This is a genomic window from Kocuria flava (genome assembly GCF_001482365.1).
Classification (GTDB): domain Bacteria; phylum Actinomycetota; class Actinomycetes; order Actinomycetales; family Micrococcaceae; genus Kocuria; species Kocuria flava.
Genome location: NZ_CP013254.1, coordinates 2,490,848 through 2,517,348, shown reverse-complemented (window position 1 = coordinate 2,517,348; position 26,501 = coordinate 2,490,848). Strand labels below are relative to the sequence as shown.

General features: G+C 74.3%; 25 protein-coding genes. All 25 read left to right on the top strand.

Annotated elements, in window-relative coordinates; genetic code table 11:
* Nucleotides 1-24: 24 nt before the first annotated feature.
* The 25 genes from glpK (at nt 25) to metK (ending at nt 26,499) form a co-directional block, all read left to right on the top strand.
* A complete protein-coding gene (glpK, locus tag AS188_RS11235; RefSeq protein ID WP_058858930.1) occupies nt 25-1,548 on the top strand; it encodes a glycerol kinase GlpK in 1,524 nt (507 codons plus the stop codon).
* A gap of 323 nt (nt 1,549-1,871) precedes the next feature.
* Nucleotides 1,872-2,504 carry a 30S ribosomal protein S4 gene (gene rpsD, locus AS188_RS11230; protein ID WP_058858929.1) on the top strand — a complete coding sequence of 211 codons (633 nt, stop codon included), beginning with the start codon at nt 1,872-1,874 and terminating at the stop codon, nt 2,502-2,504.
* A gap of 175 nt (nt 2,505-2,679) precedes the next feature.
* Entirely contained in the window at nt 2,680-3,096 is a 417-nt protein-coding gene (locus tag AS188_RS11225) for a DUF948 domain-containing protein (RefSeq protein ID WP_058858928.1), read from the top strand.
* Entirely contained in the window at nt 3,093-3,455 is a 363-nt protein-coding gene (locus tag AS188_RS11220; protein WP_058858927.1) for a hypothetical protein, read from the top strand. The genes AS188_RS11225 and AS188_RS11220 overlap by 4 nt, the downstream gene beginning before the upstream one ends.
* Nucleotides 3,455-6,151 (top strand): alanine--tRNA ligase, encoded by a 2,697-nt coding sequence (alaS, locus tag AS188_RS11215; protein ID WP_058858926.1) that lies wholly within the window; start codon nt 3,455-3,457, stop codon nt 6,149-6,151. The genes AS188_RS11220 and alaS overlap by 1 nt, the downstream gene beginning before the upstream one ends.
* Before the next feature lie 26 nt (nt 6,152-6,177).
* The gene (ruvX, locus tag AS188_RS11210; protein WP_083529410.1) at nt 6,178-6,795 is read left to right on the top strand and encodes a Holliday junction resolvase RuvX; all 618 of its coding nucleotides are present in this window, start codon (nt 6,178-6,180) and stop codon (nt 6,793-6,795) included.
* A complete protein-coding gene (gene mltG, locus AS188_RS11205; RefSeq protein ID WP_058858925.1) occupies nt 6,792-8,027 on the top strand; it encodes an endolytic transglycosylase MltG in 1,236 nt (411 codons plus the stop codon). Before ruvX ends, mltG begins: the two co-directional genes overlap by 4 nt.
* A complete protein-coding gene (locus tag AS188_RS11200; RefSeq protein ID WP_236944973.1) occupies nt 7,997-8,917 on the top strand; it encodes a shikimate dehydrogenase in 921 nt (306 codons plus the stop codon). Before mltG ends, AS188_RS11200 begins: the two co-directional genes overlap by 31 nt.
* A gap of 56 nt (nt 8,918-8,973) precedes the next feature.
* The gene (gene aroC / locus AS188_RS11195) at nt 8,974-10,266 is read left to right on the top strand and encodes a chorismate synthase (protein WP_058858924.1); all 1,293 of its coding nucleotides are present in this window, start codon (nt 8,974-8,976) and stop codon (nt 10,264-10,266) included.
* Nucleotides 10,263-10,856 (top strand): shikimate kinase, encoded by a 594-nt coding sequence (locus tag AS188_RS11190; protein ID WP_058858923.1) that lies wholly within the window; start codon nt 10,263-10,265, stop codon nt 10,854-10,856. Before aroC ends, AS188_RS11190 begins: the two co-directional genes overlap by 4 nt.
* Entirely contained in the window at nt 10,853-11,965 is a 1,113-nt protein-coding gene (gene aroB, locus AS188_RS11185) for a 3-dehydroquinate synthase (protein ID WP_058858922.1), read from the top strand. Before AS188_RS11190 ends, aroB begins: the two co-directional genes overlap by 4 nt.
* Nucleotides 11,966-12,081: 116 nt before the next feature.
* Nucleotides 12,082-12,645, top strand: a complete 564-nt coding sequence (gene efp, locus AS188_RS11180; protein ID WP_058858921.1) for an elongation factor P — start codon at nt 12,082-12,084, stop codon at nt 12,643-12,645.
* Nucleotides 12,642-13,052, top strand: a complete 411-nt coding sequence (gene nusB / locus AS188_RS11175; protein ID WP_058858920.1) for a transcription antitermination factor NusB — start codon at nt 12,642-12,644, stop codon at nt 13,050-13,052. Before efp ends, nusB begins: the two co-directional genes overlap by 4 nt.
* A gap of 200 nt (nt 13,053-13,252) precedes the next feature.
* A complete protein-coding gene (gene pyrR / locus AS188_RS11170) occupies nt 13,253-13,876 on the top strand; it encodes a bifunctional pyr operon transcriptional regulator/uracil phosphoribosyltransferase PyrR (protein ID WP_255666931.1) in 624 nt (207 codons plus the stop codon).
* Nucleotides 13,873-14,874, top strand: coding sequence for an aspartate carbamoyltransferase catalytic subunit (locus AS188_RS11165; protein WP_058858919.1), 1,002 nt, complete (start codon nt 13,873-13,875; stop codon nt 14,872-14,874). The genes pyrR and AS188_RS11165 overlap by 4 nt, the downstream gene beginning before the upstream one ends.
* A 5-nt stretch (nt 14,875-14,879) precedes the next feature.
* Complete coding sequence (locus AS188_RS11160; protein WP_058858918.1) at nt 14,880-16,190, top strand: dihydroorotase; 1,311 nt, start codon at nt 14,880-14,882, stop codon at nt 16,188-16,190.
* A gap of 40 nt (nt 16,191-16,230) precedes the next feature.
* Complete coding sequence (locus tag AS188_RS11155) at nt 16,231-16,737, top strand: PH-like domain-containing protein (protein WP_058858917.1); 507 nt, start codon at nt 16,231-16,233, stop codon at nt 16,735-16,737.
* A gap of 49 nt (nt 16,738-16,786) precedes the next feature.
* On the top strand, nt 16,787-18,031 hold the full coding sequence (gene carA / locus AS188_RS11150; protein ID WP_058858916.1) for a glutamine-hydrolyzing carbamoyl-phosphate synthase small subunit: 1,245 nt from the start codon (nt 16,787-16,789) through the stop codon (nt 18,029-18,031).
* A 1-nt stretch (nt 18,032) separates the two neighbouring features.
* Entirely contained in the window at nt 18,033-21,350 is a 3,318-nt protein-coding gene (carB, locus tag AS188_RS11145; RefSeq protein WP_058858915.1) for a carbamoyl-phosphate synthase large subunit, read from the top strand.
* Nucleotides 21,343-22,245, top strand: a complete 903-nt coding sequence (pyrF, locus tag AS188_RS11140; RefSeq protein WP_058858914.1) for an orotidine-5'-phosphate decarboxylase — start codon at nt 21,343-21,345, stop codon at nt 22,243-22,245. Before carB ends, pyrF begins: the two co-directional genes overlap by 8 nt.
* A 143-nt stretch (nt 22,246-22,388) precedes the next feature.
* Nucleotides 22,389-22,703: an integration host factor, actinobacterial type gene (gene mihF / locus AS188_RS11135; protein WP_058858913.1), complete on the top strand. Its 315-nt coding sequence runs from the start codon at nt 22,389-22,391 to the stop codon at nt 22,701-22,703.
* Nucleotides 22,704-22,820: 117 nt separating this feature from the next.
* Nucleotides 22,821-23,414, top strand: a complete 594-nt coding sequence (gmk, locus tag AS188_RS11130; RefSeq protein ID WP_058858912.1) for a guanylate kinase — start codon at nt 22,821-22,823, stop codon at nt 23,412-23,414.
* 28 nt (nt 23,415-23,442) lie between these two features.
* Complete coding sequence (gene rpoZ, locus AS188_RS16540) at nt 23,443-23,970, top strand: DNA-directed RNA polymerase subunit omega (RefSeq protein ID WP_083529408.1); 528 nt, start codon at nt 23,443-23,445, stop codon at nt 23,968-23,970.
* A 28-nt stretch (nt 23,971-23,998) separates the two neighbouring features.
* Nucleotides 23,999-25,228 carry a bifunctional phosphopantothenoylcysteine decarboxylase/phosphopantothenate--cysteine ligase CoaBC gene (gene coaBC, locus AS188_RS11120; RefSeq protein WP_058858911.1) on the top strand — a complete coding sequence of 410 codons (1,230 nt, stop codon included), beginning with the start codon at nt 23,999-24,001 and terminating at the stop codon, nt 25,226-25,228.
* 65 nt (nt 25,229-25,293) lie between these two features.
* Nucleotides 25,294-26,499, top strand: coding sequence for a methionine adenosyltransferase (gene metK, locus AS188_RS11115; RefSeq protein WP_058858910.1), 1,206 nt, complete (start codon nt 25,294-25,296; stop codon nt 26,497-26,499).
* The last annotated feature ends 2 nt before the right edge of the window (nt 26,500-26,501 follow it).

Below are 26,501 nucleotides of genomic sequence, written 5' to 3'. Positions count from 1 at the left end.
ACCACCGCGACACGAGGAGACCCCATGAGCACCGACCCGCAGTACGTGATGGCCATCGACCAGGGCACTACCAGCTCCCGCGCCATCATCTTCGACAAGCAGGGCCGCATCGTCAGCGTCGGGCAGCTGGAGCACCAGCAGATCTTCCCCCGCGCCGGCTGGGTCGAGCACGACCCGCTCGAGATCTGGCGCAACGTGCGCAAGGTCGTGGCCGACGCCGAGGCCTCGGCGGAGATCAACGCCCGCGACATCGCCGCCGTGGGCATCACCAACCAGCGCGAGACCACCGTCGTGTGGGACCGCACCACCGGCGAGCCGGTGTACAACGCCATCGTGTGGCAGGACACCCGCACCCAGAAGATCGTCGAGGAGCTCGCCGGGGACGCCGGCCCCGACCGGTACAAGGACCGGGTGGGCCTGCCGCTGGCCAGCTACTTCTCGGGCCCGAAGGTCAAGTGGATCCTCGACAACGTCGACGGCGCCCGGGAGCGCGCCGAGCGGGGGGACCTGCTGATGGGCACCACGGACTCCTGGCTGGTGTGGAACATGACCGGGGGCACCGACGGCGGTGTCCACGTCACCGACGTCACCAACGCCTCCCGCACGATGCTGATGAACCTCGAGAGCCTCGACTGGAACGAGGAGATCTGCGCCGACATGGGCATCCCCGTCTCCATGCTCCCCGAGATCCGCTCCTCCTCGGAGGTCTACGGCAGGGGCCGCACCCGCGGGTTCCTGCCGGAGGTCCCGATCGCCGGGATCCTCGGCGACCAGCAGGCGGCGATGTTCGGCCAGGCCTGCTTCGAGAAGGGCATGGGCAAGAACACCTACGGCACCGGCAGCTTCGTGCTCATGAACGTGGGCACCGAGGTGGTCCACTCGCAGAACGGGCTGCTGAGCACGGTGTGCTACAAGCTCGGCGAGCAGCCGGCCGTCTACGCCCTGGAGGGCTCCATCGCGGTGACCGGATCCCTCGTGCAGTGGCTGCGCGACAACCTCGGCATCATCTCCTCCGCGCCCGAGGTGGAGCCGCTCGCCGCGTCCGTGGCGGACAACGGCGGGGCCTACTTCGTGCCGGCCTTCTCCGGGCTGTTCGCCCCGCACTGGCGCTCCGACGCCCGCGGTGCCCTCGTGGGCCTGACCCGCTACGTCACCAAGGCGCACATCGCCCGGGCCGCCCTCGAGGCCACCGCCTACCAGTCCCGCGAGGTGGTCGAGGCGATGAACGCCGACGCCGGGGTGGACATCACCGAGCTGAAGGTCGACGGCGGGATGACCGCCAACGAGCTGCTGATGCAGTTCCAGGCCGACCAGCTCGGGGTGCCCGTCATCCGCCCCGAGGTCACGGAGACCACCGCCCTCGGCGCCGCCTACGCCGCCGGCATCGCGGTGGGCTTCTGGTACGACACCGCCGAGGTCGCCCGCAACTGGGCCGAGGACAAGCGGTGGGAGCCGGCCGGCGACGAGCAGGAGCGGGGACGGCTGTTCCGCAACTGGCAGAAGGCCGTCACCAAGTCCTTCGGCTGGGTCGACGAGGACGTCGACTGAGCACCCCGCCCGCCCCGCGACCGCGCCGGCGTCCCCGCCACGGGCCGCCGGCGTGGTCGTGCGCGCCGCCGGCACCCCGGGGCCGACGGCGCGGCGCGGGCACGCTATACTGGGTCGTCGGCCGGCAAGGCCCGTGCCCCCGCACGCCCCCGGCACCGTCCCAACCAGCGGTGCCCGGCGCGCGGCCACGGCGCTTGTAGGACCGGAGGATTGCGGCTGATCCTCACCTCTCCGGCGGGACCGATCCCGTCCACGGAGGCCGGACCGACCAGAACACGCCCGACCCGCGACCCGGTCGGGCACCGCAGCAGTGAAAGGTAGACGTGGCCAACAACACGCGTGCGCGCCGCCAGGTGCGCAAGTCCCGCGCCCTCGGCATCGCGCTGACCCCCAAGGCCGAGAAGTACTTCGAGCGCCGTCCCTACGGCCCCGGCGAGCACGGCCGTGCCCGCCGCAAGGCCGACTCGGACTACGCCGTGCGCCTGCGCGAGAAGCAGCGCCTGCGCGCGCAGTACAACATCCGCGAGAAGCAGATGCACATCGCCTACGTCGAGGCCAAGCGCCTGGAGGGCCAGACCGGTGAGAACCTGGTCACCCTGCTGGAGTCCCGCCTCGACGCCCTGGTCCTGCGCTCCGGCTTCGCCCGGACCATGGCCCAGGCCCGCCAGATGGTCGTGCACCGCCACATCCTGGTGGACGGCCAGCGGGTGGACCGCCCCTCGTTCCGCGTGAAGGAGGGCCAGCTGATCCACGTGCACCCCAAGTCGGAGAAGATGGTGCCCTTCCAGGTCGCCGCCGCCGGCGCCCACCAGGCCGTGCTGCCGGACACCCCGGCCTACCTGGACGTGCAGATCGAGAAGCTGCAGGCGAAGCTGGTGCGCAAGCCCCAGCGCGCCGAGGTCCCCGTGACCTGCGAGGAGCAGCTCGTGGTGGAGTACTACGCCCGCATGGCCTGAGGCCGTCCGGGCCCCCGCTCCCGGTCCGCCGGGAACGGGGCCCCACCGGGGCAGGAGCCCGCGGCGCCCGCGCCGCGGGCTCCTGCCTTCGGTAGAGTGGATCCCCGGGTCCGCCCCCCTCCCGGGGTCCGCGGCGGACCGCACCGCCCCCGACCAGCAAGGAGCGCCCCGCCCCATGACCGGTGGAGAAATCGCAGGACTGCTCGCGGCCGGGGTCTTCGCCGTCCTCGTCGCCCTGCTCGCCGTGCCGATCCTCAAGCTCGGGAAGGTCTTCGACGAGCTGCGCCTGACCATCCGCGCCCTCAACAACGAGACCGTCCCGCTGATCGACGAGGTCACCCGGACCGTGTCGACCACCAACTCCCAGCTGGAGAAGGTCGACGGCATCACGACCAACGTCTCCGACGCCTCCGCGAACGTCTCCGCGCTGTCCTCCCTGGTCGCCTCGACCGTGGGCCAGCCGCTGATCAAGGTCGCGGCCTTCTCCCACGGCGTCCGCCGCGCCTTCGCCGGCGAGGCCGAGCACCGCGCCGACCCCTACGGCCCCGCCGCCGGCCCCGCGGCCGGCCCGACCGGGGAGGGGACCCCGTGAGCCTGTGGGGCAAGCTCGCCCTCGTCGCCGCCGGCGGCCTGCTCGGCGCCGCCGCCACCCGCCTCGCCCGCACCCCCGGCCAGGACCTCGCCGTGCGCCCCGGCGCCGCGGCGCCCCGCCCGGCGCGGGCCGGCGACTGGCGCTCCCGCCTCTACCGCTTCGCCGCCGAGGTCCGCACCGGCATGGCCGAGCGCGAGGCCGAGCTGCGCGCCTCCCTCGGCGCGCCGGCGCCCGGCGCCCGCCCGTCGTCGCTGCCCGGCGCCCGCCCCGGAGCGCTCGGGGCCCCCGGCGCGCTCGGCGCCCCCGACCGCGGCGCCCCCACCGACCCCTCGACCGACCGCCAAGGAAAGCACCGGTAATGCTCTCTCACGAAATCACGAAGCGCTGGCTCGACTACTTCGAGGGCCAGGGCCACACCGTGGTGCCCTCCGCCTCGCTGATCTCCACCCAGCCCGGCTCGATGTTCACCATCGCCGGCATGGTGCCCTTCATCCCGTACTTCCTCGGCCAGGAGACCCCGCCCTACCGCCGGGCCACCTCGATCCAGAAGTGCATCCGCACCCTCGACATCGACGAGGTCGGCAAGACCGCCCGCCACGGCACGTTCTTCCAGATGGCCGGCAACTTCTCCTTCGGCGACTACTTCAAGGAGAAGGCCATCCCCATGGCCTGGGAGCTGCTGACCACCCCCCAGGACCGGGGCGGCTTCGGCCTCGACCCCGACCGGCTGTGGGTGACCGTCTACGAGGGCGACGAGGAGTCCTACGCCCTGTGGCGCGACACCGTCGGGGTGCCCGCCGAGCGGATCCAGCGCATGGGCCGCGACGAGAACTACTGGGACACCGGCCAGCCCGGCCCCGCCGGTCCCGACTCCGAGATCTTCTACGACCGCGGCCCCCGCTACGGCAAGGAGGGCGGGCCGGCCGTCGACGACGACCGGTACATCGAGATCTGGAACCTCGTGTTCATGCAGTACCAGCGCGGCGAGGGCACCGGCAAGGACTACGAGATCCTCGGGGACCTGCCGGAGCAGAACATCGACACCGGCCTCGGCGTCGAGCGCCTGGCGATGCTGCTGCAGGGCGTCGAGAACTTCTACGAGACCGACCAGGTCCGCCCCGTGCTCGACCGGGCCGCCGAGCTGTCCGGGCGCACCTACCGCGGCACCGAGCGCGCCGGCGAGGAGGGCTACGAGGACGACGTGCGCATGCGCGTGGTCGCCGACCACGTCCGCTCCTCCCTGATGCTCATCGCCGACGGGGTGAGCCCCTCCAACGAGGGCCGCGGCTACATCCTGCGCCGGCTGCTGCGCCGGGCCGTGCGCGCGATGCGCCTGCTGGGCGTCACCGAGCCGTGCCTGCCCGTGCTGCTGCCCGCCTCCCGCGACGCCATGAAGGGCGTCTACCCCTACGTCGCCGAGGACTTCGAGCGGATCTCCCGGATCGCCTACGCCGAGGAGCGGGCGTTCCTGAAGACCGTCGAGTCCGGCACCACCCGGCTCGAGGAGGCCGTCACCGCCGCACGCCGCACCGGGGGCGCCGTCTCCGGGGCGGAGGCGTTCGCCCTGCACGACACCTACGGCTTCCCCATCGACCTGACCCTCGAGATGGCCGCCGAGGCCGGCGTGGCCGTCGACGAGCAGGCCTTCCGCGGGCTCATGGACGAGCAGCGCCGCCGCGCCCAGGAGGACGCCCGCGCCAAGAAGGGCGCCCACGCCGACCTCTCCGTGTTCCGCCGCCTGCTCGAGGAGCGCGGCTCCGTGTTCACCGGCTACGACGAGCTGCGCACCGGCACCGTCCTGCGGGCGCTGCTGCGCGACGGCACGAGCGTCCCGGCGGCCTCCGCCGGGGAGCGCGTCGAGGTCGTCCTCGACGAGACCCCCTTCTACGCCGAGGCCGGCGGCCAGGCCGCCGACACCGGCACGATCCGCGGCGACGGGTTCGTGCTCGAGGTCACCGACGTGCAGCAGCCCGTCAAGGGCCTGTCCGTCCACCACGCCGTGGTCCGCGAGGGCGAGGCCGTGGCCGGCACCGAGGTCCTCGCCCAGGTCGACACCGGCCGCCGCCGCGCCGGGGAGATGGCCCACTCCGGCACGCACATCGTCCACGCCGCCCTGCACGAGGTCCTCGGCCCCGAGGCCGTCCAGCGCGGGTCCTTCAACAAGGAGGGCTACCTGCGCTTCGACTTCGCCTGGGGCGCCGGGCTGAGCGAGGAGCAGCGGCGCGAGATCGAGGAGGCCTCGAACGCGGCGATCCACGCCAACCACGCGGTCCTCACCCAGGAGATGCCGCTGGCCGAGGCCAAGGCCATGGGCGCCACGAGCCTGTTCGGGGAGAAGTACGGCGACCGCGTGCGCGTCGTGGAGATGAACGGCGCCTGGTCCCGGGAGCTGTGCGGCGGCACCCACGTGGGCGGCACCGCCCAGATCGGGTCCCTGACCCTGCTCACCGAGCAGTCCGTGGGCTCGGGCAACCGGCGCGTCGAGGCCCTCGTGGGCCTGGACTCCTTCCGCCACCTCGCCGCCGAGCGCACCCTCGTCAACCAGCTCACCGACATGCTCAAGGTCCAGTCCTCCGCCGAGCTGCCGGAGCGCCTGGCCGGCACCCTCGAGAAGCTCAAGGCCGCCGAGAAGGAGCTGGCCGTCCTGCGCCGGGAGAGGCTCCAGGCCCGGGCCGGGTCCCTGCTCGACGGCGTCCGGCAGGTCGGGCCCGTCAAGGCCCTCGCCCACGACCTGGGCGAGGTCTCCGGGCCCGACGACCTGCGCGCCCTCGCCCTGGACCTGCGCGGCCGGATGACCGCCGAGCCGTTCGTCGTCGCCGTCACCGGCACGGCCAAGGGCCGCCCGCTCGTGCTGGTGGCCACGACCGAGACCGCCCGCGCGGCCGGCGTGAGGGCCGGGCAGCTCGTGCGCACCGCCGCGAAGGTCCTCGGCGGCGGCGGCGGCGGCAAGGACGACGTCGCCCAGGGCGGCGGCCAGGACCCGGCGCAGACCGGGCCCGCCCTCGAGGCCGTCCTCGCCGAGGTCTCCCGCGCGACGGGCGGCGCCCCCGCGTGAACGGCGCCCCGGTGCGCGGACGGCGGATGGGCGTCGACGTCGGCGCCGTCCGCGTCGGGGTCGCCCTGTCCGACCCCGACGGGATCCTCGCGACCCCGCTGACGACCCTGCAGCGGGACCTGCGGAAGGGCTTCGACGTGAAGCTGCTCGCCGGGCTCGTCCAGGAGCACGGTGCGGTGGCCGTCTACGTCGGGCTGCCCCGCAGCCTCGACGGCGGCGAGAACGCCTCCACCGCGATGGCCCGCGACTGGGCGGCCGCGCTCGTGCGGCGGCTGCGGGCCAAGGGCCGCCCCGTGCCCGTGCGCCTGGTCGACGAGCGGCTGACCACCGTCGACGCCCACCGGGCGCTGCTGGAGGCCGGGGTCTCCCGGCGCGAGCACATGGACAAGGTCGACCAGGTCGCGGCCGCGACCATCCTCCAGAGCGCCCTCGACCGGACCCGGGCCACCGGCACGGAGCCCGGCACGCCCGCGGCCGGGTCCGCCTCCGGGACCGGGCCCGGGGGTGTCCCCCATAATGGGGAGGGCCCCGCCGCCCCCGCCCCGGGACCGCACGGGCACCGGCCGCCCGGCGCCGCCGCGGCGCCCTCCCCGGACCCGGGGGCCCCGTTGACGACCACCGATCCGGACGGAGAGCATTCGTGAGCGACGACCCGTACGACCAGGCGTCCCCCCGCCGCCCCGAGGCGCCCCGGGAGGCCGCCGACGGCGGGTCCGCCCGGCTGGGCAGCCTGCTGGACGCCCCCGCCGGGCACGACGCGGCGCCCTCCGGGCTGCGCGGGGCCTTCGAGCACGAGGAGCTCACCCCCGAGCAGGTCCGCCGCCGGCAGCGGCGCGGCCGGGTGTCGCTGACCACCGCGATCGCCCTGTTCTCGCTGGCGGCCCTGATCACCGTCTCCGTGCTCGCCTCGACCTTCGGCTGGTTCGAGGTCCGCGACTACCGCGGCGACGGCAAGGACCCCGTGACCTTCTCCGTCCCCGAGGGCGCCACCACCGGGCAGATCGCCGCCTCCCTCGAGCAGCAGGGCATCGTCGCCGACGCCCAGACCTTCGTGGAGACCTACTCCGAGGACCACGCCCAGGAGTTCATCCAGCCCGGGGAGTACGAGCTGCGCACCGAGATGAGCTCCGAGGCCGTCGTCACCGCCCTGATGGAGGAGGGCGAGGCCGTCCACTACGCCGCCGTGGCCCAGACCCTGCGCATGAGCGACGTCTTCCCCATCCTCAGCGAGTCCACCGGCATCCCCGTCGAGGAGTTCGAGGCCTACGCCGAGGACACCGAGACCTTCGGGATCCCCGACCGCTTCCCCACCCTCGAGGGCTGGCTGCACCCGGGGGAGTACCGCTTCCCGCTGGACGTCACCGCCGAGGAGGCCCTGCGGACGATGGTCGACCGCACCCGCGGGACCCTCGACGCCAACGGCATCACCGAGGAGGAGCGGATCTTCGAGGTGCTCACCATCGGCTCGATCATCGAGTTCGAGGTCCAGCCGGAGCACTACGACATCGTCGCCGGGGCCATCGAGAACCGCCTGGAGAACCCCGAGGGCGAGACCTCCGGGTTCATCCAGTCCGACGCCTCCGTCACCTACGGCCTGGGCCGGAAGGGCTACGACTTCTCCGAGGAGGAGCGCCGGGACGCGGACAACGAGTACAACACCTTCGCCAACCCGGGCCTGCCCGTGGGCCCCATCGGCTCCCCGGGCGACGCCGCCATCAAGGCCGCCGCCGACCCCGTCGAGACGGACTACTACTTCTGGGTCACCGTCGACCTCGACACGGGGGAGACGAAGTTCGCCGACACCTACGCGGAGCACCTGCGCAACGTCGAGGAGTACAACCAGTGGTGCAGCGAGAACGAGGGCCGGTGCGCCTGAGCCCCGGCCGCGCGGCCGTGGTCGGCCGGCCGGTCGGCCACTCCCGCTCGCCGGACCTGCACCGGGCCGCCTACGCGGTGCTCGGCGAGGAGATCGCCTACGACCGGCAGGAGCTGGCCGAGGAGGAGCTGCCCGGCTGGGTCGCCGCCCGCCGCGGCGACCCCGCCTGGCGCGGGCTGTCGGTGACGATGCCCCTGAAGGCGGCCGCGGCCGCGTGCGCCGACGAGCTGACGGAGCTGGCCGCCGCCGTCGGGGTGGTCAACACCCTCGTCCTGCGCCCCGACGGGACGGTCCTGGGGCACAACACGGACGTCGCCGGGATCGTCGGGGCCGTGCGCGCCGCCGGGCACGTCCCGGCCGTGCCCGCCGTCGCCGTCCTCGGCGGCGGCGGCACCGCCACGGCCGCCGTGGCCGCCGCCAGGGAGCTCGGGGCCCGGTCCGCCGACGTCTTCGTCCGCTCCTCCGCCCGCGCCGGGGGCACCGCCGCGGCCGGGAGCGCCCTCGGGCTGCCCGTGCGGCTGCGCCCGTGGGAGGAGGCGACGGGAGCCCTCGCCGGCTACGACGTCGTCGTGTGCACCCTGCCCCCGCACGGGGCCGACGAGCTGGCCGCCGCCCTCGGGCGGGCCGCGCCCGCGACGACCGGGGTGCTGCTCGACGCGGCCTACGACCCGTGGCCCTCGGCGATCGCCCGGGCCTGGTCGGCGGCCGGGGGAGCGGTGGCGCCCGGACTCGATATGCTGATCTTCCAGGCGGTCGACCAGGTCCGCCTGTTCACCGGCCGCAGCCTCGGCGAGCCCCTGCCCCGCGAGCAGGACGTGATCGCTGCGATGTGCACGGCGGTGGGACGGCCCATCCGCGTCCCCCCGGCCGTGCCCCGGAACCGCACCTGACGGCAGGAGGGGCCCGCCGGGCCGCCCGCCGAAGACCCCGAACGGAAAGAGTTGTTATGTTGCGTTGGCTCACGGCCGGCGAGTCCCACGGCGAGGCGCTCGTCGGCATCATCGAGGGCGTCCCGGCGGGGGTGGGCCTCACGAGCCAGGACGTGCGCGACGCGCTGGCCCGCCGCCGCCTCGGCTACGGCCGCGGGGCCCGGATGAAGTTCGAGCAGGACGAGGTGCGCCTGCTCGGCGGCGTGCGCCACGGCGTGACGCAGGGCGGGCCGGTCGCGATCGAGATCGCCAACACCGAGTGGCCGAAGTGGCGCGAGGTGATGTCCGCCGACCCGGTCGAGCCCGCCGTGCTCGAGGGCCGCGCCCGCAACGCCCCCCTGACCCGGCCCCGCCCCGGCCACGCCGACCTGACCGGGATGCAGAAGTACGGCTTCGCCGAGTCCCGCCCGGTGCTCGAGCGCGCCAGCGCCCGCGAGACCGCCACGCGCGTGGCCCTGGGCACCGTGGCCGCGAAGCTGCTCGAGGCCCTGGGCGTGCACCTGGTCTCGCACACCACGGCCGTGGGCGGCGTCGCCGTGCCCGAGGACGCCCGCCTGCCGCTGCCCGGCGACGTCGCCGCGCTCGACGCCGACCCGCTGCGCTGCGCCGACCCGGCGACCTCCGAGGCGATGGTCGCCGCCGTCGACGAGGCCCACAAGGCGGGGGAGACCCTCGGCGGCGTCGTCGAGGTCCTCGCCTACGGCCTGCCCCCGGGGCTGGGCTCCTACGTGCACTGGGACCGCCGGCTGGACTCCCGCCTGGCCGCCGCCCTCATGGGGATCCAGGCGATCAAGGGCGTCGAGGTCGGCGACGGGTTCCGCACCGCCGCCCGCCCCGGCTCCGCCGCCCACGACGAGATCGTGCGCGGGACCGACGGGGCCGTCCACCGCGTGAGCAACCGCGCCGGGGGCATCGAGGGCGGGATGTCGATCGGCGGCGTCCTGCGCGTGCGCGCGGCCATGAAGCCCATCGCCACCGTCCCGAAGGCGCTGCGCACCGTCGACGTCGCCACCGGCGAGCCCGCCCGCGCCCACCACCAGCGCTCCGACGTGTGCGCCGTGCCCGCGGCCGGCGTCGTGGCCGAGGCCATGGTCGCGCTCGTGCTCGCCGAGGCGGTCACCGAGAAGTTCGGCGGGGACTCCCTGGCCGAGATCGTGCGCAACAAGGACGCCTACCTCGCGGCCGTGCCCGCCCTGCTGGCCTCCTCCGGGGAGCTGGCCGAGGACGCCGGCGAGGAGGTGCCCGCGGCGGGCGACCACATGGGCGACCCCCTCGTGGCCCCCGCGGAGCAGCCGGGGGAGCGGCCGTGAACGCGCAGTTCCCCGCCCCCGCCGGCACGGGCGCCGTCCCGCAGCGGCCCGTGGTGCTCATCGGCCCCATGGCCGCCGGGAAGTCCTTCCTCGCCCTGCACATGGCCAAGTTCTACGGCTACGACTTCGTCGACGCCGACCAGCTGATCGTCTCGCGCCACGGCGTGATCGCCGAGATCTTCGCCCGGCACGGCGAGAAGTACTTCCGCGACCTCGAGGCCGACACCATCGCCGAGGTGCTGCGCGACCCCGACCACGCCGATGCGATCTTCTCCGTGGGCGGCGGCGCGCCCATGACCCCGTCCGTGCGCGAGGCGCTGCGCCACGAGCTCGTGGCCTACCTCGAGGTCGACGCCGCCACCGTGCTGCCGCGCATCCGCGGCAGCCGCAGCCGCCCCATGCTGCGCCCGGACCCCGAGCAGCGCTGGCAGGAGCTCTACGAGGCCCGCCGCGGCTGCTACGAGGAGCTCGCCGACATCGTCCTCGACGGCACCGGCGACCGCCCCGTCGCCGAGATCGCCGCCGAGCTGCACGAGCGGATCACCCGTCTGCGCACCACCCCCGACACGACCCAGGAGGTCCCCTCATGAGCGAGCCCACCGGCACGGTCACGACCATCCCCGTCACGGGCGAGCGCCCCGGCGAGGACTACGAGGTGCTGGTCGGCCACGGCCTGCTCGGGCAGCTGCCCCGGCTGCTGGGCGAGCGCGTCCAGCGGGTGCTCGTGGTCCACCCGCGGGCCCTGCGCAGCACGGGCGACGTGGTGATGGAGGAGCTGCGCGGGCGCGGCTACCAGGCCTTCACCGCGGAGATCCCCGACGCCGAGGAGGGCAAGCACGTCCAGGTCGCCGCGTTCTGCTGGCAGGTGCTGGGGCAGAACGACTTCACCCGCTCCGACGCCGTGGTCTCCGTGGGCGGGGGCGCGGTCTCCGACGTCGCGGGCTTCGTGGCCGCCACCTGGCTGCGGGGCGTGCGCGTGGTGCACGTGCCCACGACCCTGCTCGGGATGGTCGACGCCGCCGTGGGCGGGAAGACCGGGATCAACACCGCCGAGGGCAAGAACCTCGTGGGGGCCTTCCACCCGCCCGCCGGCGTGCTGTGCGACCTCGACACCCTGCGGACCCTGCCCGAGCACGAGCTGCTCACCGGCATGGCCGAGGTCGTCAAGTGCGGCTTCATCGCCGACGAGCGGATCCTCGAGCTGATCGAGGGGGATCCGCAGGCCGTGCGCGACTCGCAGTCCGGGCTCGTGCGCGAGCTCGTGGAGCGCGGCGTGCGGGTGAAGGCCGGGATCGTCTCCGCCGACCTGCGCGAGTCCGGCCGCCGCGAGATGCTCAACTACGGCCACACCCTCGGGCACGCCATCGAGCACAACGAGCGCTACCAGTGGCGCCACGGCGCGGCCGTGTCCGTCGGGATGGTCTTCGCCGCCGAGCTCGCCCGCACCGCCGGCACCCTCGCCGACGACGTCGTCGAGCGCCACCGCACCGTCCTGGGCTCCCTGGGGCTGCCCACGACCTACCGGTGGGACCAGTGGCCTCGGCTGCTCGAGGTGATGAAGCGGGACAAGAAGACCCGCGGGAACCTCCTGCGCTTCGTGGTCCTCGACGCCGTGGCCCGCCCGCGGATCCTGGAGGTCCCCGACCCGGCGATCCTCTTCGCGACCTACCAGGAGATCGCCGAGGGCGCGCCCCGCTAGAATGGTCCGCGGTCCGGGAGGGCGGGGCCCGCACGACCCGGCCGCGCCCGCCGCCCCGCGCGGCGACGACGACCTCGCGCCCCGACGACCCCCCGCAACCGACAGAGAGAGAACCTGTGGCTACCACCAACGACATCAAGAACGGCACCGTGCTCAAGCTCGAGGGCCAGCTGTGGAACATCATCGAGTTCCAGCACGTCAAGCCGGGCAAGGGCGGCGCCTTCGTGCGCACCAAGATGCGCAACATCACCTCCGGCAAGGTGGTCGACAAGACCTTCAACGCCGGAGCCAAGGTCGAGACCGCCACCGTGGACCGCAGCGAGTACCAGTACCTGTACCAGGACGGCGCCGACTACGTCTTCATGGACAACAAGACCTACGACCAGATCACCGTCCCCGGCGAGGTCGTCGGCGACGCCGCCCACTTCATGCTCGAGAACCAGAACGTGACGGTCGCCCTGCACGAGGGCTCGCCGCTGTACGTCGAGCTGCCGCCGTCCGTGGTGCTGGAGATCACCTACACCGAGCCCGGCCTGCAGGGCGACCGCTCCACGGGCGGCACCAAGCCGGCCACCGTGGAGACCGGCTACCAGATCCAGGTCCCGCTCTTCCTCGAGCAGGGCACGAAGGTCAAGGTCGACACCCGCACGGGCGACTACCTCGGCCGCGTCAACGAGTGAGCGCCCGGGGGAAGGCGCGCCGGCGCGCCGTCGAGATCCTGTTCGAGGCCGAGCAGCGCGGCCAGGACGCGCGCGAGGTCATGGAGCGCCGCCGCCTGCACAGCGACGCGCTGGTCTCGCCCTACGCCGAGCAGCTGGTGCACGGGGTGCTGATGCGCCGGGGCGAGATCGACGAGTACCTCGAGACGTACTCGCAGGGCTGGACCCTCGAGCGGATGCCCGCCGTGGACCGCAACGTGCTGCGCGTGGGCGCGTGGGAGCTGCTCTACAACGAGGAGGTCCCGGACGCGGTGGCCGTGGCCGAGGCCGTGTCCCTGGCCCGGGAGCTGTGCGGGGACGAGTCCCCGCGCTTCGTCAACGGCCTGCTGGGCCGGCTGCAGCAGATGAAGCCCACCCTGCTCGGCTGAGCCGCGCACCGCACCGGGGCCCCGGGGACCGCACGGTCCCCGGGGCCCCGGCCGTCCCGCCCGCCCGGGACGGCCGGGGCCGGGCCGGGGGAGGAGACCCAGGTCACGGCCCGCCGGGCGCGGCGGGGCCGCTGTGCTACCTTGAGCCGAGCAAGCAACCTTTAAGTCCGTCCTGTGAGGCGGGGAAGGAGGCGGCACCCTTGACCGGCGACACCTCCGTGCCGGGCACCCCCGCGGGGCCCGTGAGCACGCGCGTCATCCTCTCGGCGGCCGACATCGACCGTGCGCTCACGCGCATCGCCCACGAGATCCTCGAGGCGAACAAGGGCAGCGAGGACCTCGTCCTGCTCGGCATCCCGCGCCGCGGCTACCCGCTGGCCCGCCGGATCGCCGAGCGCATCGCCGCCACCGACCCGGGCTTCGACCCGGCCACCGGCCTCGGCCAGCTCGACGTCACCATGTTCCGCGACGACCTGCGCCGCAACCCCGCCCGCACCCCGCAGCCCACGCGCATCCCCGTGGCCGGCCTCGACGGGCGCACCGTCGTGCTCGTCGACGACGTCCTGTACTCGGGCCGGACCGTGCGCGCGGCCCTCGACGCCCTCGTCGACCTCGGCCGCCCCCGCGTCGTGCGCCTGGCCGTGCTCGTGGACCGCGGGCACCGGGAGCTGCCGATCCGCGCCGACCACGTGGGCAAGAACCTGCCCACCTCCTCCCAGGAGAAGGTGCGGGTGCGCCTGAGGGAGACCGACCCCGAGCCCCGCCCGGCCGAGCACGCCGACTGCGTGGTCATCGAGGCCCCCGCCCAGGCGGCCGGCGCATGAGGCACCTGCTCTCCACCAAGGACCTCTCCTACGACGCCGCGCTCACCGTGCTGGACACGGCCGACCAGATGGCCGCCGTGGGCCAGCGCGCCGTCAAGAAGCTGCCGGCCCTGCGCGGGCGCACGGTCGTGAACCTCTTCCTCGAGGACTCCACCCGCACCCGCATCTCCTTCGAGACGGCCGCCAAGCGGCTCTCGGCGGACGTGCTGAACTTCTCGGCCAAGGGCTCCTCGGTCTCCAAGGGCGAGTCCCTCAAGGACACCGCGCAGACGCTGGCCGCGATGAGCGCCGACGCCGTGGTGATCCGCCACTCCGCCTCCGGCTCCCCGCAGCAGCTGGCCGAGTCCGGCTGGATCGACGCCGCCGTGGTCAACGCCGGGGACGGCACCCACGAGCACCCGACCCAGGCGCTGCTCGACGCCATGACCCTGCGCCAGCACCGGGCCCGCACCGAGGGGCGGGAGAGCACCCGCGGCCTGGACCTCGAGGGCCTGCACGTGGCCGTCGTCGGCGACGTCCTCCACTCCCGGGTCGCCCGCTCGAACCTGTGGCTGCTCACCACCCTCGGCGCCCGCGTGACCTTCGTGGCCCCGCCCACCCTCCTGCCCGTGGGCGTGGGGCAGTGGCCGTGCGAGGTCGTCTACTCCCTGGACCAGGCGCTGGACCCGGCCCCCGACGCCGTGATGATGCTGCGGGTGCAGCGGGAGCGGATGCACGCCGCGTTCTTCCCCACCCCGCAGGAGTACGCCCGCGAGTGGGGCCTGACCCCGGAGCGCCTCGCGGCCCTCGACGCCGCCGGGGCGCCCACGGCGATCATGCACCCGGGCCCGATGAACCGGGGCCTGGAGATCTCCTCGGCCGCCGCGGACTCCCCGCGCTCCACCGTCCTGGACCAGGTCCGCAACGGCGTCTCCGTGCGCATGTCGGTGCTCTACCTGCTGCTCTCCGGCGACGACCTCGACACCCCCACCGACCCCGTACACGCCCAGGAGCGCTGAATCCCGTGACCTCGTACCTCATCCAGGGCGCCGCCCTGCTCGGCGAGCAGACCGCCGACCTCCTCCTGGCCGGGGGCCGCATCGAGCGCATCGGCCCCGACCTCTCCGCCGAGGCCGGCGACGCCGTCGTCGTCGACGCGGCCGGGCTGGTCGCCCTGCCCGGGCTCGTGGACATCCACACCCACCTGCGCGAGCCCGGCCGCGAGGACGCCGAGACCGTGGAGACCGGCACCCGCGCCGCGGCCCTGGGCGGCTACACCGCCGTGTTCGCCATGGCCAACTCCGACCCCGTCGCCGACACCGCCGGCGTCGTGGAACAGGTCCACGAGCTCGGCCGGGCCGCCGGGTGGGTCGACGTCCGCCCCGTGGGGGCCGTGACCGTGGGCCTGCGGGGCGAGCGGCTGGCCGAGATCCTCGCCATGGCCCACTCCCGGGCCGGCGTGCGGGTCTTCTCCGACGACGGCATGTGCGTGCACGACCCGGTGCTGATGCGCCGGGCGCTGGAGTACGTCAAGGGCTTCGACGGCGTCGTCGCCCAGCACGCCCAGGAGCCGCGGCTGACCGAGGGCGCCCAGATGAACGAGGGCGCGGTCTCCGCCGAGCTCGGGCTCACCGGCTGGCCGGCCGTGGCCGAGGAGGCGATCATCGCCCGCGACGTCCTGCTCGCCCAGCACGTCGGCTCCCGGGTGCACATCTGCCACCTCTCCACCAGGGGCTCGGTGGACATCGTGCGCTGGGCCAAGCAGCGCGGCATCGACGTGACCGCCGAGGCCACCCCCCACCACCTGCTGCTCACCGACGAGCGCGTGCGCACCTTCGACCCGGTCTACAAGGTCAACCCGCCGCTGCGCACCGACGAGGACGTCCGGGCCCTGCGCGAGGCCGTCGCCGACGGCACCATCGACGTCATCGGCACCGACCACGCCCCGCACCCCGCCGAGGACAAGGAGTGCGAGTGGTCCTGCGCGGCCAACGGCATGACCGGACTGGAGACCGCCCTGTCGGTCGTCCAGCACACCCTCGTGGACACCGGCCTGCTCGACTGGCGCGGGGTCGCCCGCATCACCTCCGAGACCCCGGCCCGGATCGGCCGCCTCGCCGGCCAGGGCCGTCCGCTGGCCGAGGGCGAGCCCGCCCACCTCGTGCTGTGGGACCCCGCCGCCCGCACGACCGTGGACCCCGCCCGCCACGCCTCCAAGGGCCGCAACAGCCCCTACCGCGGCACGGAGCTGCCCGGCGCCGTCCGGGCGACCTTCTACCGCGGCCACCCCACCGTCCTCGACGGCCGGCTCAACACCCCCGTTCCCGCCGCCTGACCCCCCGTCCGCCCCTCACCACCGCCCGGAGGCTGCCCGCATGGGTCCCGAAACGACCGCCGTGCTGCTGACGCTGCTCGTCGTCACCGCCCTGTTCGTCCTGATCCGCCGGGGATGGGCCGGGCGGCTGCGCCGCCAGGCCGGCCTGCCCGCCCCGCCCGCCCCGCCGGCCGGGCTCGCGGAGCGGACCCCGCGGCTGGCCGTGGCGGGCATGTACGTGAGCACCACCCTGCAGGGCGCTCCGCTCGAGCGGGTCGCCGCCCACGGGCTGGGCCTGCGCGCCCGCGCCGCCGTGGCCGTCCACGACGACGGCGTGCTCTACGCCCGCGACGGCGAGGCGCCGCTGTTCGTGCCCGCCGCCGCCGTGCTCGGGACCGGCACGGCCTCCGGGATGGCCGGGAAGTTCGTCGAGCGCGACGGGCTCGTCGTGCTCACCTGGTCCCTCGGCGGCACCCCCGTGGACACCGGCTTCCGCACCCGCCGCGCCGCCGACCGCCGACGGCTGCTGGCCGCCCTCGAGGCCCTCGCCCCCGGCCTGCCGGCCTGAGCGCCCCCGCACCTGCCCGACCCGAACCACGAACGAACGTGAGGACACCGTGAGCTCCACCACCACAGAACCCGCCGTGCTCGTGCTGGAGGACGGCCGCGTCTTCCGCGGCCGGGCCTACGGCGCGCTCGGCACCGCCCTGGGCGAGGCCGTGTTCTCCACCGGCATGACCGGCTACCAGGAGACCATCACCGACCCCTCCTACGCGGGCCAGCTGGTCGTGCAGACCGCCCCGCACATCGGCAACACCGGCGTCAACGCCGCCGACGCCGAGTCCCGCCGCATCTGGGTCGCCGGCTACGTGGTGCGCGACCCCGCCCGCCGCCCCTCGAACTGGCGCGCCGAGGGCGCCCTCGACGAGCAGCTGGCCGCGCAGGGCGTCGTCGGCATCCAGGACGTCGACACCCGGGCGATCACCCGCCACCTGCGCGACCGCGGGGCCATGCGCGGCGGGATCTTCTCCGGGGACGCCGCCCGCCGCCCGGACGCCGAGCTGGTCGCGGCCGTGACCGCCGCCGAGCGGATGGAGGGCCGGGCCCTGGCCGAGACCGTCACGGTCCCCGAGCCCTACGTCGTCGAGCCCGCCGAGCACGGGTGGGAGGGGGAGGTCCGCCACGAGCTCGTGGCCGTGGACCTGGGCCTGAAGTCCATGACCCCGCACCGCTTCGCCGAGCGGGGGGTGCGCGTGCACGTGGTGCCCGCCACCGCCGGCTGGGAGCAGATCGCCGCCCGCCGCCCCTCCGGGGTGTTCTTCTCCAACGGCCCCGGCGACCCGGCCACGGCCGAGCGCCAGATCGAGACGCTGCGCGCCGTGCTGCGCTCGGGCACCCCGTTCTTCGGGATCTGCTTCGGCAACCAGCTGCTGGGCCGGGCCCTGGGCTTCGGCACCTACAAGCTCGTCTTCGGCCACCGGGGCATCAACCAGCCCGTGCTCGACCGCCGGACCGGTCGCGTGGAGATCACCGCGCACAACCACGGCTTCGCCGTCGACGCCCCCCTCGAGGGCCCCGTGACGGCGCCGCTGGAGGAGTTCGGCCGCGTCGAGGTCAGCCACGTGTGCCTCAACGACGACGTCGTCGAGGGCCTCAACTGCCTGGACCTGCCCGCGTTCTCCGTGCAGTACCACCCCGAGGCCGCCGCGGGCCCGCACGACGCCTCCTACCTCTTCGACCGCTTCGTCGAGCTCATGGACAGCCACCGGGACGGCCGCGCCGACCCCACCATCGACAACGCCGACCCCCGCGGCGCGCAGGACGCGCAGGGCGCCGGGGCCGCACAGGAAGGGCAGCACTGACATGCCGCGCAGGACAGACATCGCAAGCGTTCTCGTCATCGGCTCCGGGCCGATCGTCATCGGCCAGGCCGCCGAGTTCGACTACTCCGGCACGCAGGCCCTGCGGGTGCTCAAGGAGGAGGGGATCCGCGTGGTCCTCGTCAACTCCAACCCGGCCACGATCATGACCGACCCCGAGTTCGCCGACGCCACCTACGTCGAGCCCATCACCCCCGAGGTGGTCGAGAAGATCATCGCCAAGGAGCGCCCCGACGCGGTGCTGCCGACCCTGGGCGGGCAGACGGCGCTGAACACGGCGATCGCCCTCGACGCCAACGGGGTGCTCGAGAAGTACGGGGTGGAGCTGATCGGCGCCAACGTCGAGGCGATCAACCTCGGTGAGGACCGGGAGAAGTTCAAGGGCGTCGTGGAGCGCTGCGGCGCGGAGTCGGCCCGGTCGGTGATCGTCCACTCGATGGACGAGGCCCTGGCCGCGGCCGAGGAGCTGGGCTACCCGATGGTCGTGCGCCCGTCCTTCACCATGGGCGGGCTCGGCTCGGGCATGGCCTACGACGAGGCCGACCTGCACCGCATCGCCGGCGCCGGCATCCAGTACAGCCCCACCTCCGAGGTGCTCCTGGAGGAGTCCATCCTCGGCTGGAAGGAGTACGAGCTGGAGATGATGCGCGACCGCAACGACAACGTCGTGGTCGTGTGCTCCATCGAGAACTTCGACCCCGTGGGCGTGCACACCGGCGACTCCATCACGGTGGCCCCGGCCATGACGCTCACCGACCGCGAGTACCAGAAGCTGCGCGACATCGCGATCGCCGTGATCCGCGAGGTCGGCGTCGACACCGGCGGGTGCAACATCCAGTTCGCGATCGAGCCGGACACCGGCCGCGTCGTCGTCATCGAGATGAACCCGCGGGTCTCCCGCTCCTCGGCGCTGGCCTCCAAGGCCACCGGCTTCCCGATCGCCAAGATCGCCACGAAGCTGTCGCTGGGCTACACCCTCGACGAGATCCCCAACGACATCACCCGCAAGACCCCGGCCTCCTTCGAGCCGACGCTGGACTACGTCGTCGTGAAGGTCCCGCGCTTCGCGTTCGAGAAGTTCCCGGCGGCGGACCCCACGCTGACGACCACCATGAAGTCCGTGGGCGAGGCCATGGCCATCGGGCGCAACTTCACCGAGGCCCTGCAGAAGGCCATGCGCTCCCTCGAGCAGAAGGGCTCCTCCTTCTCGTTCGTGCCCCCCGCCCTCGACGACGCCGGCCTGGACCGGCTGGTGGAGGCCGCCCGCACGCCCACGACCGAGCGGATCCAGCAGGTCCAGCAGGCGCTGCTGGCCGGCGCGTCCGTGGAGCGGCTCTACGGGGCCACCGGCATCGACCCCTGGTTCCTCGACCAGCTCGTGCTGCTCAACGAGGTCGCCGGGGCCGTGGCCGCCGACACCGACCTCTCGGCCCGCACCCTGCGCCTGGCCAAGCGCCACGGCTTCTCCGACGAGCAGATCGGGGCCCTCGTCCACCTCGACCCGGCGGTGGTCCGCGGCGTGCGCCACGCCCTGGGCATCCGCCCGGTGTTCAAGACCGTGGACACCTGCGCCGCCGAGTTCGAGGCCTTCACCCCCTACCACTACTCCTCCTACGACGAGGAGTCGGAGATCCGGCCCCACGACCAGCCCTCGATCATGATCCTCGGCTCCGGGCCGAACCGGATCGGGCAGGGCATCGAGTTCGACTACTCCTGCGTGCACGCCTCCCTCGTGCTGCGGGAGGCCGGCTACGAGACCGTCATGGTCAACTGCAACCCCGAGACCGTCTCCACCGACTACGACATCTCCACCCGGCTGTACTTCGAGCCCCTCACCTTCGAGGACGTGATGGAGGTCGTTGAGGCCGAGCGCCGCTCCGGCGGGCTGCTCGGGGTCTTCGTGCAGCTGGGCGGGCAGACCCCGCTCAAGCTCGCCGCCCAGCTCAAGGCCGCCGGCGTGCCCGTGCTCGGCACCACCCCCGAGGCGATCGACCTCGCCGAGGACCGCGGCGAGTTCGCCCGGGTGCTCGGGGAGGCCGGGCTGCGCCAGCCCAAGAACGGCACCGCCTCCACGTTCGCCGAGGCCAAGCGCATCGCCGACCAGATCGGCTACCCGGTGCTCGTGCGCCCCTCCTACGTGCTGGGCGGGCGCGGGATGGAGATCGTCTACGACGAGGCGGCCCTGGCCCGCTACCTCGAGAACGCCACCGAGGTCTCCCCGTCGCGCCCGGCGCTGATCGACAAGTTCCTCGAGGACGCGATCGAGATCGACGTCGACGCCCTCTACGACGGCCACGAGCTCTACGTGGGCGGGATCATGGAGCACCTGGAGGAGGCCGGGATCCACTCCGGGGACTCCGCGTGCACGCTGCCGTCGATCTCCCTGGGTCCCGACGTCGTCGAGCGCGTGCGCGAGGCGACCCTGGCCATCGCCCGCGGGGTCGGGGTGCGCGGGCTGATCAACATCCAGTTCGCCGTCGCCTCCGACCTGCTCCACGTCATCGAGGCCAACCCGCGCGCCTCCCGTACCGTGCCCTTCGTCTCCAAGGCCACGGGGGTGCAGCTGGCCAAGGCCGCGGCGCTGATCGGCACCGGCACCACGATCGCCCGGCTGCGCGAGGAGGGGCGCCTGCCCCTGCGCGCCGACGGCTCGACCCTGCCGGCCTCCGCACCGGTGGCCGTGAAGGAGGCCGTGCTGCCCTTCGCCCGCTTCCGCACCGCCGAGGGCGCCGTGGTGGACTCCCTGCTCGGGCCCGAGATGCGCTCCACCGGCGAGGTCATGGGCCTGGACAAGTACTTCGACACCGCCTTCGCGAAGGCCCAGGCCGCCGCGAACGTGTCCCTGCCCACCGGCGGGCGGATCTTCGTCTCGGTCGCCAACAAGGACAAGCGCGCCTCGATCGTCTACGTGCGCATGTTCCGCGACCTCGGCTTCGAGGTCCTCGCCACGGCCGGGACCGCGGCCGTGCTGCGGCGCAACGGCATCGACTCGACCGTGGTGCGCAAGATCCGCGAGGCCGCCCCGGGGGAGCGCACCATCGTGGACATGATCACCGACGGGGAGATCGACCTGATCTTCAACACCCCCGCCGGCGGCGCCGCCCGCCACGACGGCTACGAGATCCGCGCCGCGGCCACCAGCGTGGGGGTGCCCATGATGACCACGGTCTCCGTGCTCGGCGCGGCCCTGCAGGCGGTCACCGCCCTGCGCGCCTACGCGTGGGACGTCACCTCCCTGCAGGAGCACGAGCAGCGCCTGGCGGAGCTCACCGCCCGCCCGGCCGAGGTCGTCGGTGCCTGAGCCCGCCCCCGCCCGCGCGTCCTTCGGCGCGCGGCTCGGGGCGGCCATGGACGCCCACGGCCCGCTGTGCGTGGGCGTGGACCCGCACCCTGGCCTGCTCGAGGCGTGGGGCCTGCCGCGCGACGCCGAGGGGCTGCGCCGCTTCGGCGCCGCGGTGCTCGAGGCGGCCGCCGGCCACGCCGCGGCCCTCAAGCCGCAGGTGGCCCTCTACGAGGCCCACGGCTCCGCCGGGATCGCCGCCCTCGAGGAGCTGCTGGCGCAGGCCCGCTCCGCCGGGCTGCTGACCGTGGCCGACGCCAAGCGCGGGGACATCGGCTCCACCATGGAGGCCTACGCGGCCGCCTGGCTGGGGGAGGGCTCCCCCCTCGCGGCCGACGCCGTGACGCTGAGCCCCTACCTGGGCTTCGGCTCGCTGCGCCCGGCCCTCGAGCTGGCCGCGCGCACCGGGCGCGGGACGTTCGTGCTGGCCCTGACCTCCAACCCGGAGGGCCGGGCCGTCCAGCACGCGGGCGCCCCCGGCTCGGTCGCCCGGGGGGTGGTCGAGGCGGCCGCCGCCGAGAACGCCGCCCGCCTGTCGGAGGACGCCGCCGGCCCGTCCGGGGGCCCGGCCGGTCGCGCGGGGCTGGGCCCGTGCGGGCTGGTCGTCGGGGCCACCGTCGGTCCCGCGCTCGAGGAGCTGGGCCTGGACCTGCGCGCCGTGCGCGGGCCCCTGCTGGCGCCCGGCTACGGGGCGCAGGGCGCCCGCGCCCAGGACCTGCCGGCCGTCTTCGGCGGCGCCCGCGGGCAGGTGCTGGCGACCTCCAGCCGGGCCATCCTGCGCGAGGGCCCGTCCGTGCCGGCGCTGCGCGAGGCCGTGCGGCGCTCGGCCGGGGAGCTCGCGGAGACCCTCGGCTGAGCCCGCCGGCGGACGGCACCGCAGGTCACGACGCGGTTCGGATGGTTCCAAATGCATCGTTCCTCATGTAGTTTCGATTGCAAACGGGCGGTCCGTCCTCCGACGGGACGGGGCTGCCGTCCGTGCCGACGAGGAGGAACCACATGGCACTGCGTCCGTTGACCGACGAGGAGCGGGCCGCCGCGCGCGAGAAGGCCACGAGGGCGCGCACCGTGCGCGCGGAGGTCAAGAAGGGCCTGCGCGAGCGCACGCTCACGGTGGCGCAGATCCTGGAGCGGGCGGACCGGGACGAGGCCGTGAGCCGGCTGAAGGTCTCGGACCTGCTGGAGTCCGTGCCCGGGATCGGGCAGGTCCGCTCGGCGGCGATCATGGACGAGATCGGCATCGCGCGCACCCGGCGCCTGCGGGGGCTGGGCGTTCACCAGCGCCGGGCGCTCGTGGAGCACTTCGACCGCTGAGCGCCCCCGCCCGCCCCTCCTCGGGGCCCGGCGGGGGTGGCGGCGGGCCCGTGCCGGACGGGGCGGCCCCGGCGTGGGCTAGATTTGGGGGGAACCCCACGTCCAGGAGGAGAATCCGTGAGCCCTGCCGCGCCCCGCCCCGCGCGCCCGTCCGTCACCGTGCTCGCCGGCCCCACGGCGGTCGGCAAGGGCACCGTGTCGACCTACGTGCGCGACCACTACCCGCAGGTGTGGCTGTCGGTCTCCGCGACCACCCGCGCCCCCCGCCCCGGGGAGGTCGAGGGCGTGCACTACTACTTCGTCACCGACGAGCAGTTCGACGAGATGGTGCGCGAGGGGCGGATGCTGGAGTGGGCGGTGGTGCACAACTCCCACCGCTACGGCACGCTGCGGCCCACCGTGGAGCGCGCGCTGGACGCCGGGCGCAGCGTCCTGCTGGAGATCGACCTGCAGGGGGCCCGGCAGATCCGCGAGACCATGCCGGAGGCCACCTTCGTCTTCCTGGCCCCGCCCAGCTGGGACGAGATGGTCGCCCGGCTCGTGGGCCGGGGCACCGAGACCCCCGAGGAACAGCGGCGCCGGCTGGAAACCGCTAAACTGGAGCTCGCGGCCGAGCCCGAGTTCGACCACACCGTCGTCAACGACCGGGTCGAGCGCGCCGCCGCCGAACTGGTGCAGCTCATGGGGGGCCACCCCGAGCACGCATCCTGAACCCCGTCCACCCGTCTGGAGCGAACGCTTGTCATCCCACACCGAAGGCATCATCAACCCGCCGATCGACGCCCTGCTGAAGAAGTCCGACTCCAAGTACGGACTCGTGATCTTCGGCGCCCGCCGGGCCCGGCAGATCAATGCCTACTACTCCCAGCTGCACGAGGGGCTCTTCGAGTACGTCGGCCCGCTGGTGGACACCCAGCTCAACGAGAAGCCGCTGTCCATCGCCTTCCGCGAGATCGACGAGGGCCTGATCGACGCCCGCCCGGTCGAGCACGCCGGCTTCGCCGAGAACGGCCAGCTCGTGAGCGAGCAGGACGTCGCCGCCGACGTCTTCGGCGCGGACTTCTTCGCCCGCACCGAGGACGAGGACTTCTCCGCAGGAGCCGCGTTCTCCGACGGCGCGAGCGTGGACTTCTCCGCGGGCGCCCCCGAGCCGCTGGGCGACCTGCCCGGCGACGGCACGGAGAACCCCGCCGACGGCGCCGGTGACGCCGCCGACGCCGCCCCGCAGGAGCCGGGCCGGGAGCCCGGGGACCTCCAGGACCAGTGAGCCCCCGGTCCCGGGCGGGGCGCACGGCGTGAAGGTCGTCCTCGGCGTCGGCGGGGGCATCGCCGCCTACAAGGCCGCGCTGCTGCTGCGGCTGTTCACGGAGGCCGGCCACGAGGTCGTGCCGGTGCCCACCGCCGCCGCGCTGCGCTTCGTCGGCGCCCCGACGTGGGAGGCGCTGTCCGGGGTGCCGGTGAGCACCGACGTCTTCGACCGCGTGGACGAGGTCAACCACGTCCACCAGGGCCAGACCGCGGACCTCGTCGTCGTCGCCCCCGCCACCGCCGACCTGCTCGCGCGCGCCGCCCACGGCCACGCCGACGACCTGCTGACCACCACGCTGCTGGCCACCCGCGCGCCGGTGCTGTTCGCCCCGGCGATGCACACCGAGATGTGGCTCAACCCGGCCGTCCAGGCCAACGTGGCGGCCCTGCGCGCCCACGGGCACACCGTGCTCGAGCCCGCCGTGGGCCGGCTCACCGGCCCCGACTCGGGCCCGGGCCGGCTGCCCGAGCCCGAGGTGATCCACGACGCCGCCCTGCGCCTGGCCGCCCGGGCCGGCGGTGGGGAGGGCCCCCTGGCCGGGCTGCGGGTGCTCGTCAGCGCCGGGGGCACCCGCGAGCCGCTGGACCCGGTGCGCTTCCTGGGCAACCGCTCCTCCGGGCGCCAGGGCGTGGCGGTCGCCGCCGCCGCCCGCGACGCCGGGGCGGAGGTCGTGCTGGCCGCCGCCCACCTCGAGGTCGCCCCGCCCGCCGGGGTCGAGCTCGTCCACGCCGGCAGCGCCGAGCAGCTGCGGCGCGCCTGCGTGCGCGCCGCCGCCCGCGCCGACGTCGTGGTCATGGCCGCGGCCGTGGCCGACTACCGCCCGGCCCGGGTCGCCGAGACCAAGATGAAGAAGACCGAGGACGGCTCCGCCCCGGTGCTGGAGCTCGTGCGCAACCCCGACATCCTGCGGGAGCTCGTGGACCTGCGCAACACCGCCCGGCGCCGCCAGCTCGTCGTCGGCTTCGCCGCCGAGACCGGGGAGGCGGGGACCACACCCGTGGAGTTCGGCCGGCAGAAGCTCGCCCGCAAGGGCTGCGACCTGCTCGCCGTCAACCAGGTCGGGGAGGACCTCGTCTTCGGGCAGGACACCACCGCCCTGACCGTGCTCTCCGCCCGCGGCGGCGACGAGCAGGTCCTCGAGGGCACGAAGGACGAGGTCGCCCGCGGCCTCGTGGACCGCATCGCGCGGGAGCTCGCCGCCGTCCCCGCCGGCTGAGCGGGCCCCGCGCCCGCCCCGCGCGGGCGCTGTGCCGTCCGGGGCGGCGGGTAGTGTGGACTCCCGTGAGCGAGACGACCCAGCACCTGAGACTGTTCACCTCCGAGTCCGTCACGGAGGGCCACCCCGACAAGATCTGCGACCAGATCAGCGACTCCATCCTGGACGAGCTGCTGCGCCAGGACCCCGAGTCCTCGGTGGCCGTCGAGACGATGGTGACCACCGGGCTGGTGCACGTCGCCGGGGAGGTCAAGACCCGCGGCTACGTGGAGATCCCCTCCGTGGTGCGCAAGACGCTGCTCGACATCGGCTACAACTCCTCGGTGCACGGCTTCGACGGCGAGTTCTGCGGGGTGTCCATCAGCGTGGGCGAGCAGTCCCCGGAGATCTACGAGGGCGTCTTCAGGTCCCTCGAGGTGCGCGAGGGACGCGCCGCCGACCCCCGCGACGCCCAGGGCGCAGGGGACCAGGGCATCATGTTCGGCTACGCCTCCAACGAGACGCAGGCGTACATGCCCGCGCCCATCTGGATCGCCCACCGCCTCTCCGAGCAGCTCACCCGCGTGCGCAAGACCGCGGTGCTGCCCGGGCTGCGCCCCGACGGCAAGACCCAGGTCACCCTCGGCTACGACGGCGACCGGCCCGTGAGCGTGGACACCGTGGTCGTCTCCGCCCAGCACGCCGAGGGCTACGACCTGGGCCAGCTCGCCTCGGACCTGCGCGCCTCCGTGATCGACCCCGTCCTGGCCGAGACCGGGCTGGACCTGTCGGCCACCGAGATCATCACCAACCCCGCCGGCAACTTCGTGCGCGGGGGCCCCGTGGGCGACGCCGGGCTGACCGGGCGCAAGATCATCGTCGACACCTACGGCGGGATGGCCCGCCACGGCGGCGGCGCCTTCTCCGGCAAGGACCCCTCCAAGGTCGACCGCTCCGCCGCCTACGCGATGCGCTGGGTGGCCAAGAACGTCGTGGCCGCCGGCCTGGCCGACCGCGCCGAGATCCAGGTCGCCTACGCCATCGGGCGCGCCGCGCCCGTGGGCCTCTACGTCGAGACCTTCGGCACCGCCCACGTGGACCCGGTGCGCATCGAGCGGGCCGTGCGCGAGGTCTTCGACCTGCGGCCGCTGGCGATCATCGAGGACCTCGACCTCAAGCGCCCGATCTACGCCCGCACGGCCGCCCACGGCCACTTCGGCCGCGCCGAGGCGGGGTTCACCTGGGAGCGCACCGACCGCGTGGAGGAGCTGCGGTCGGCCGCCGGGGCCTGAGC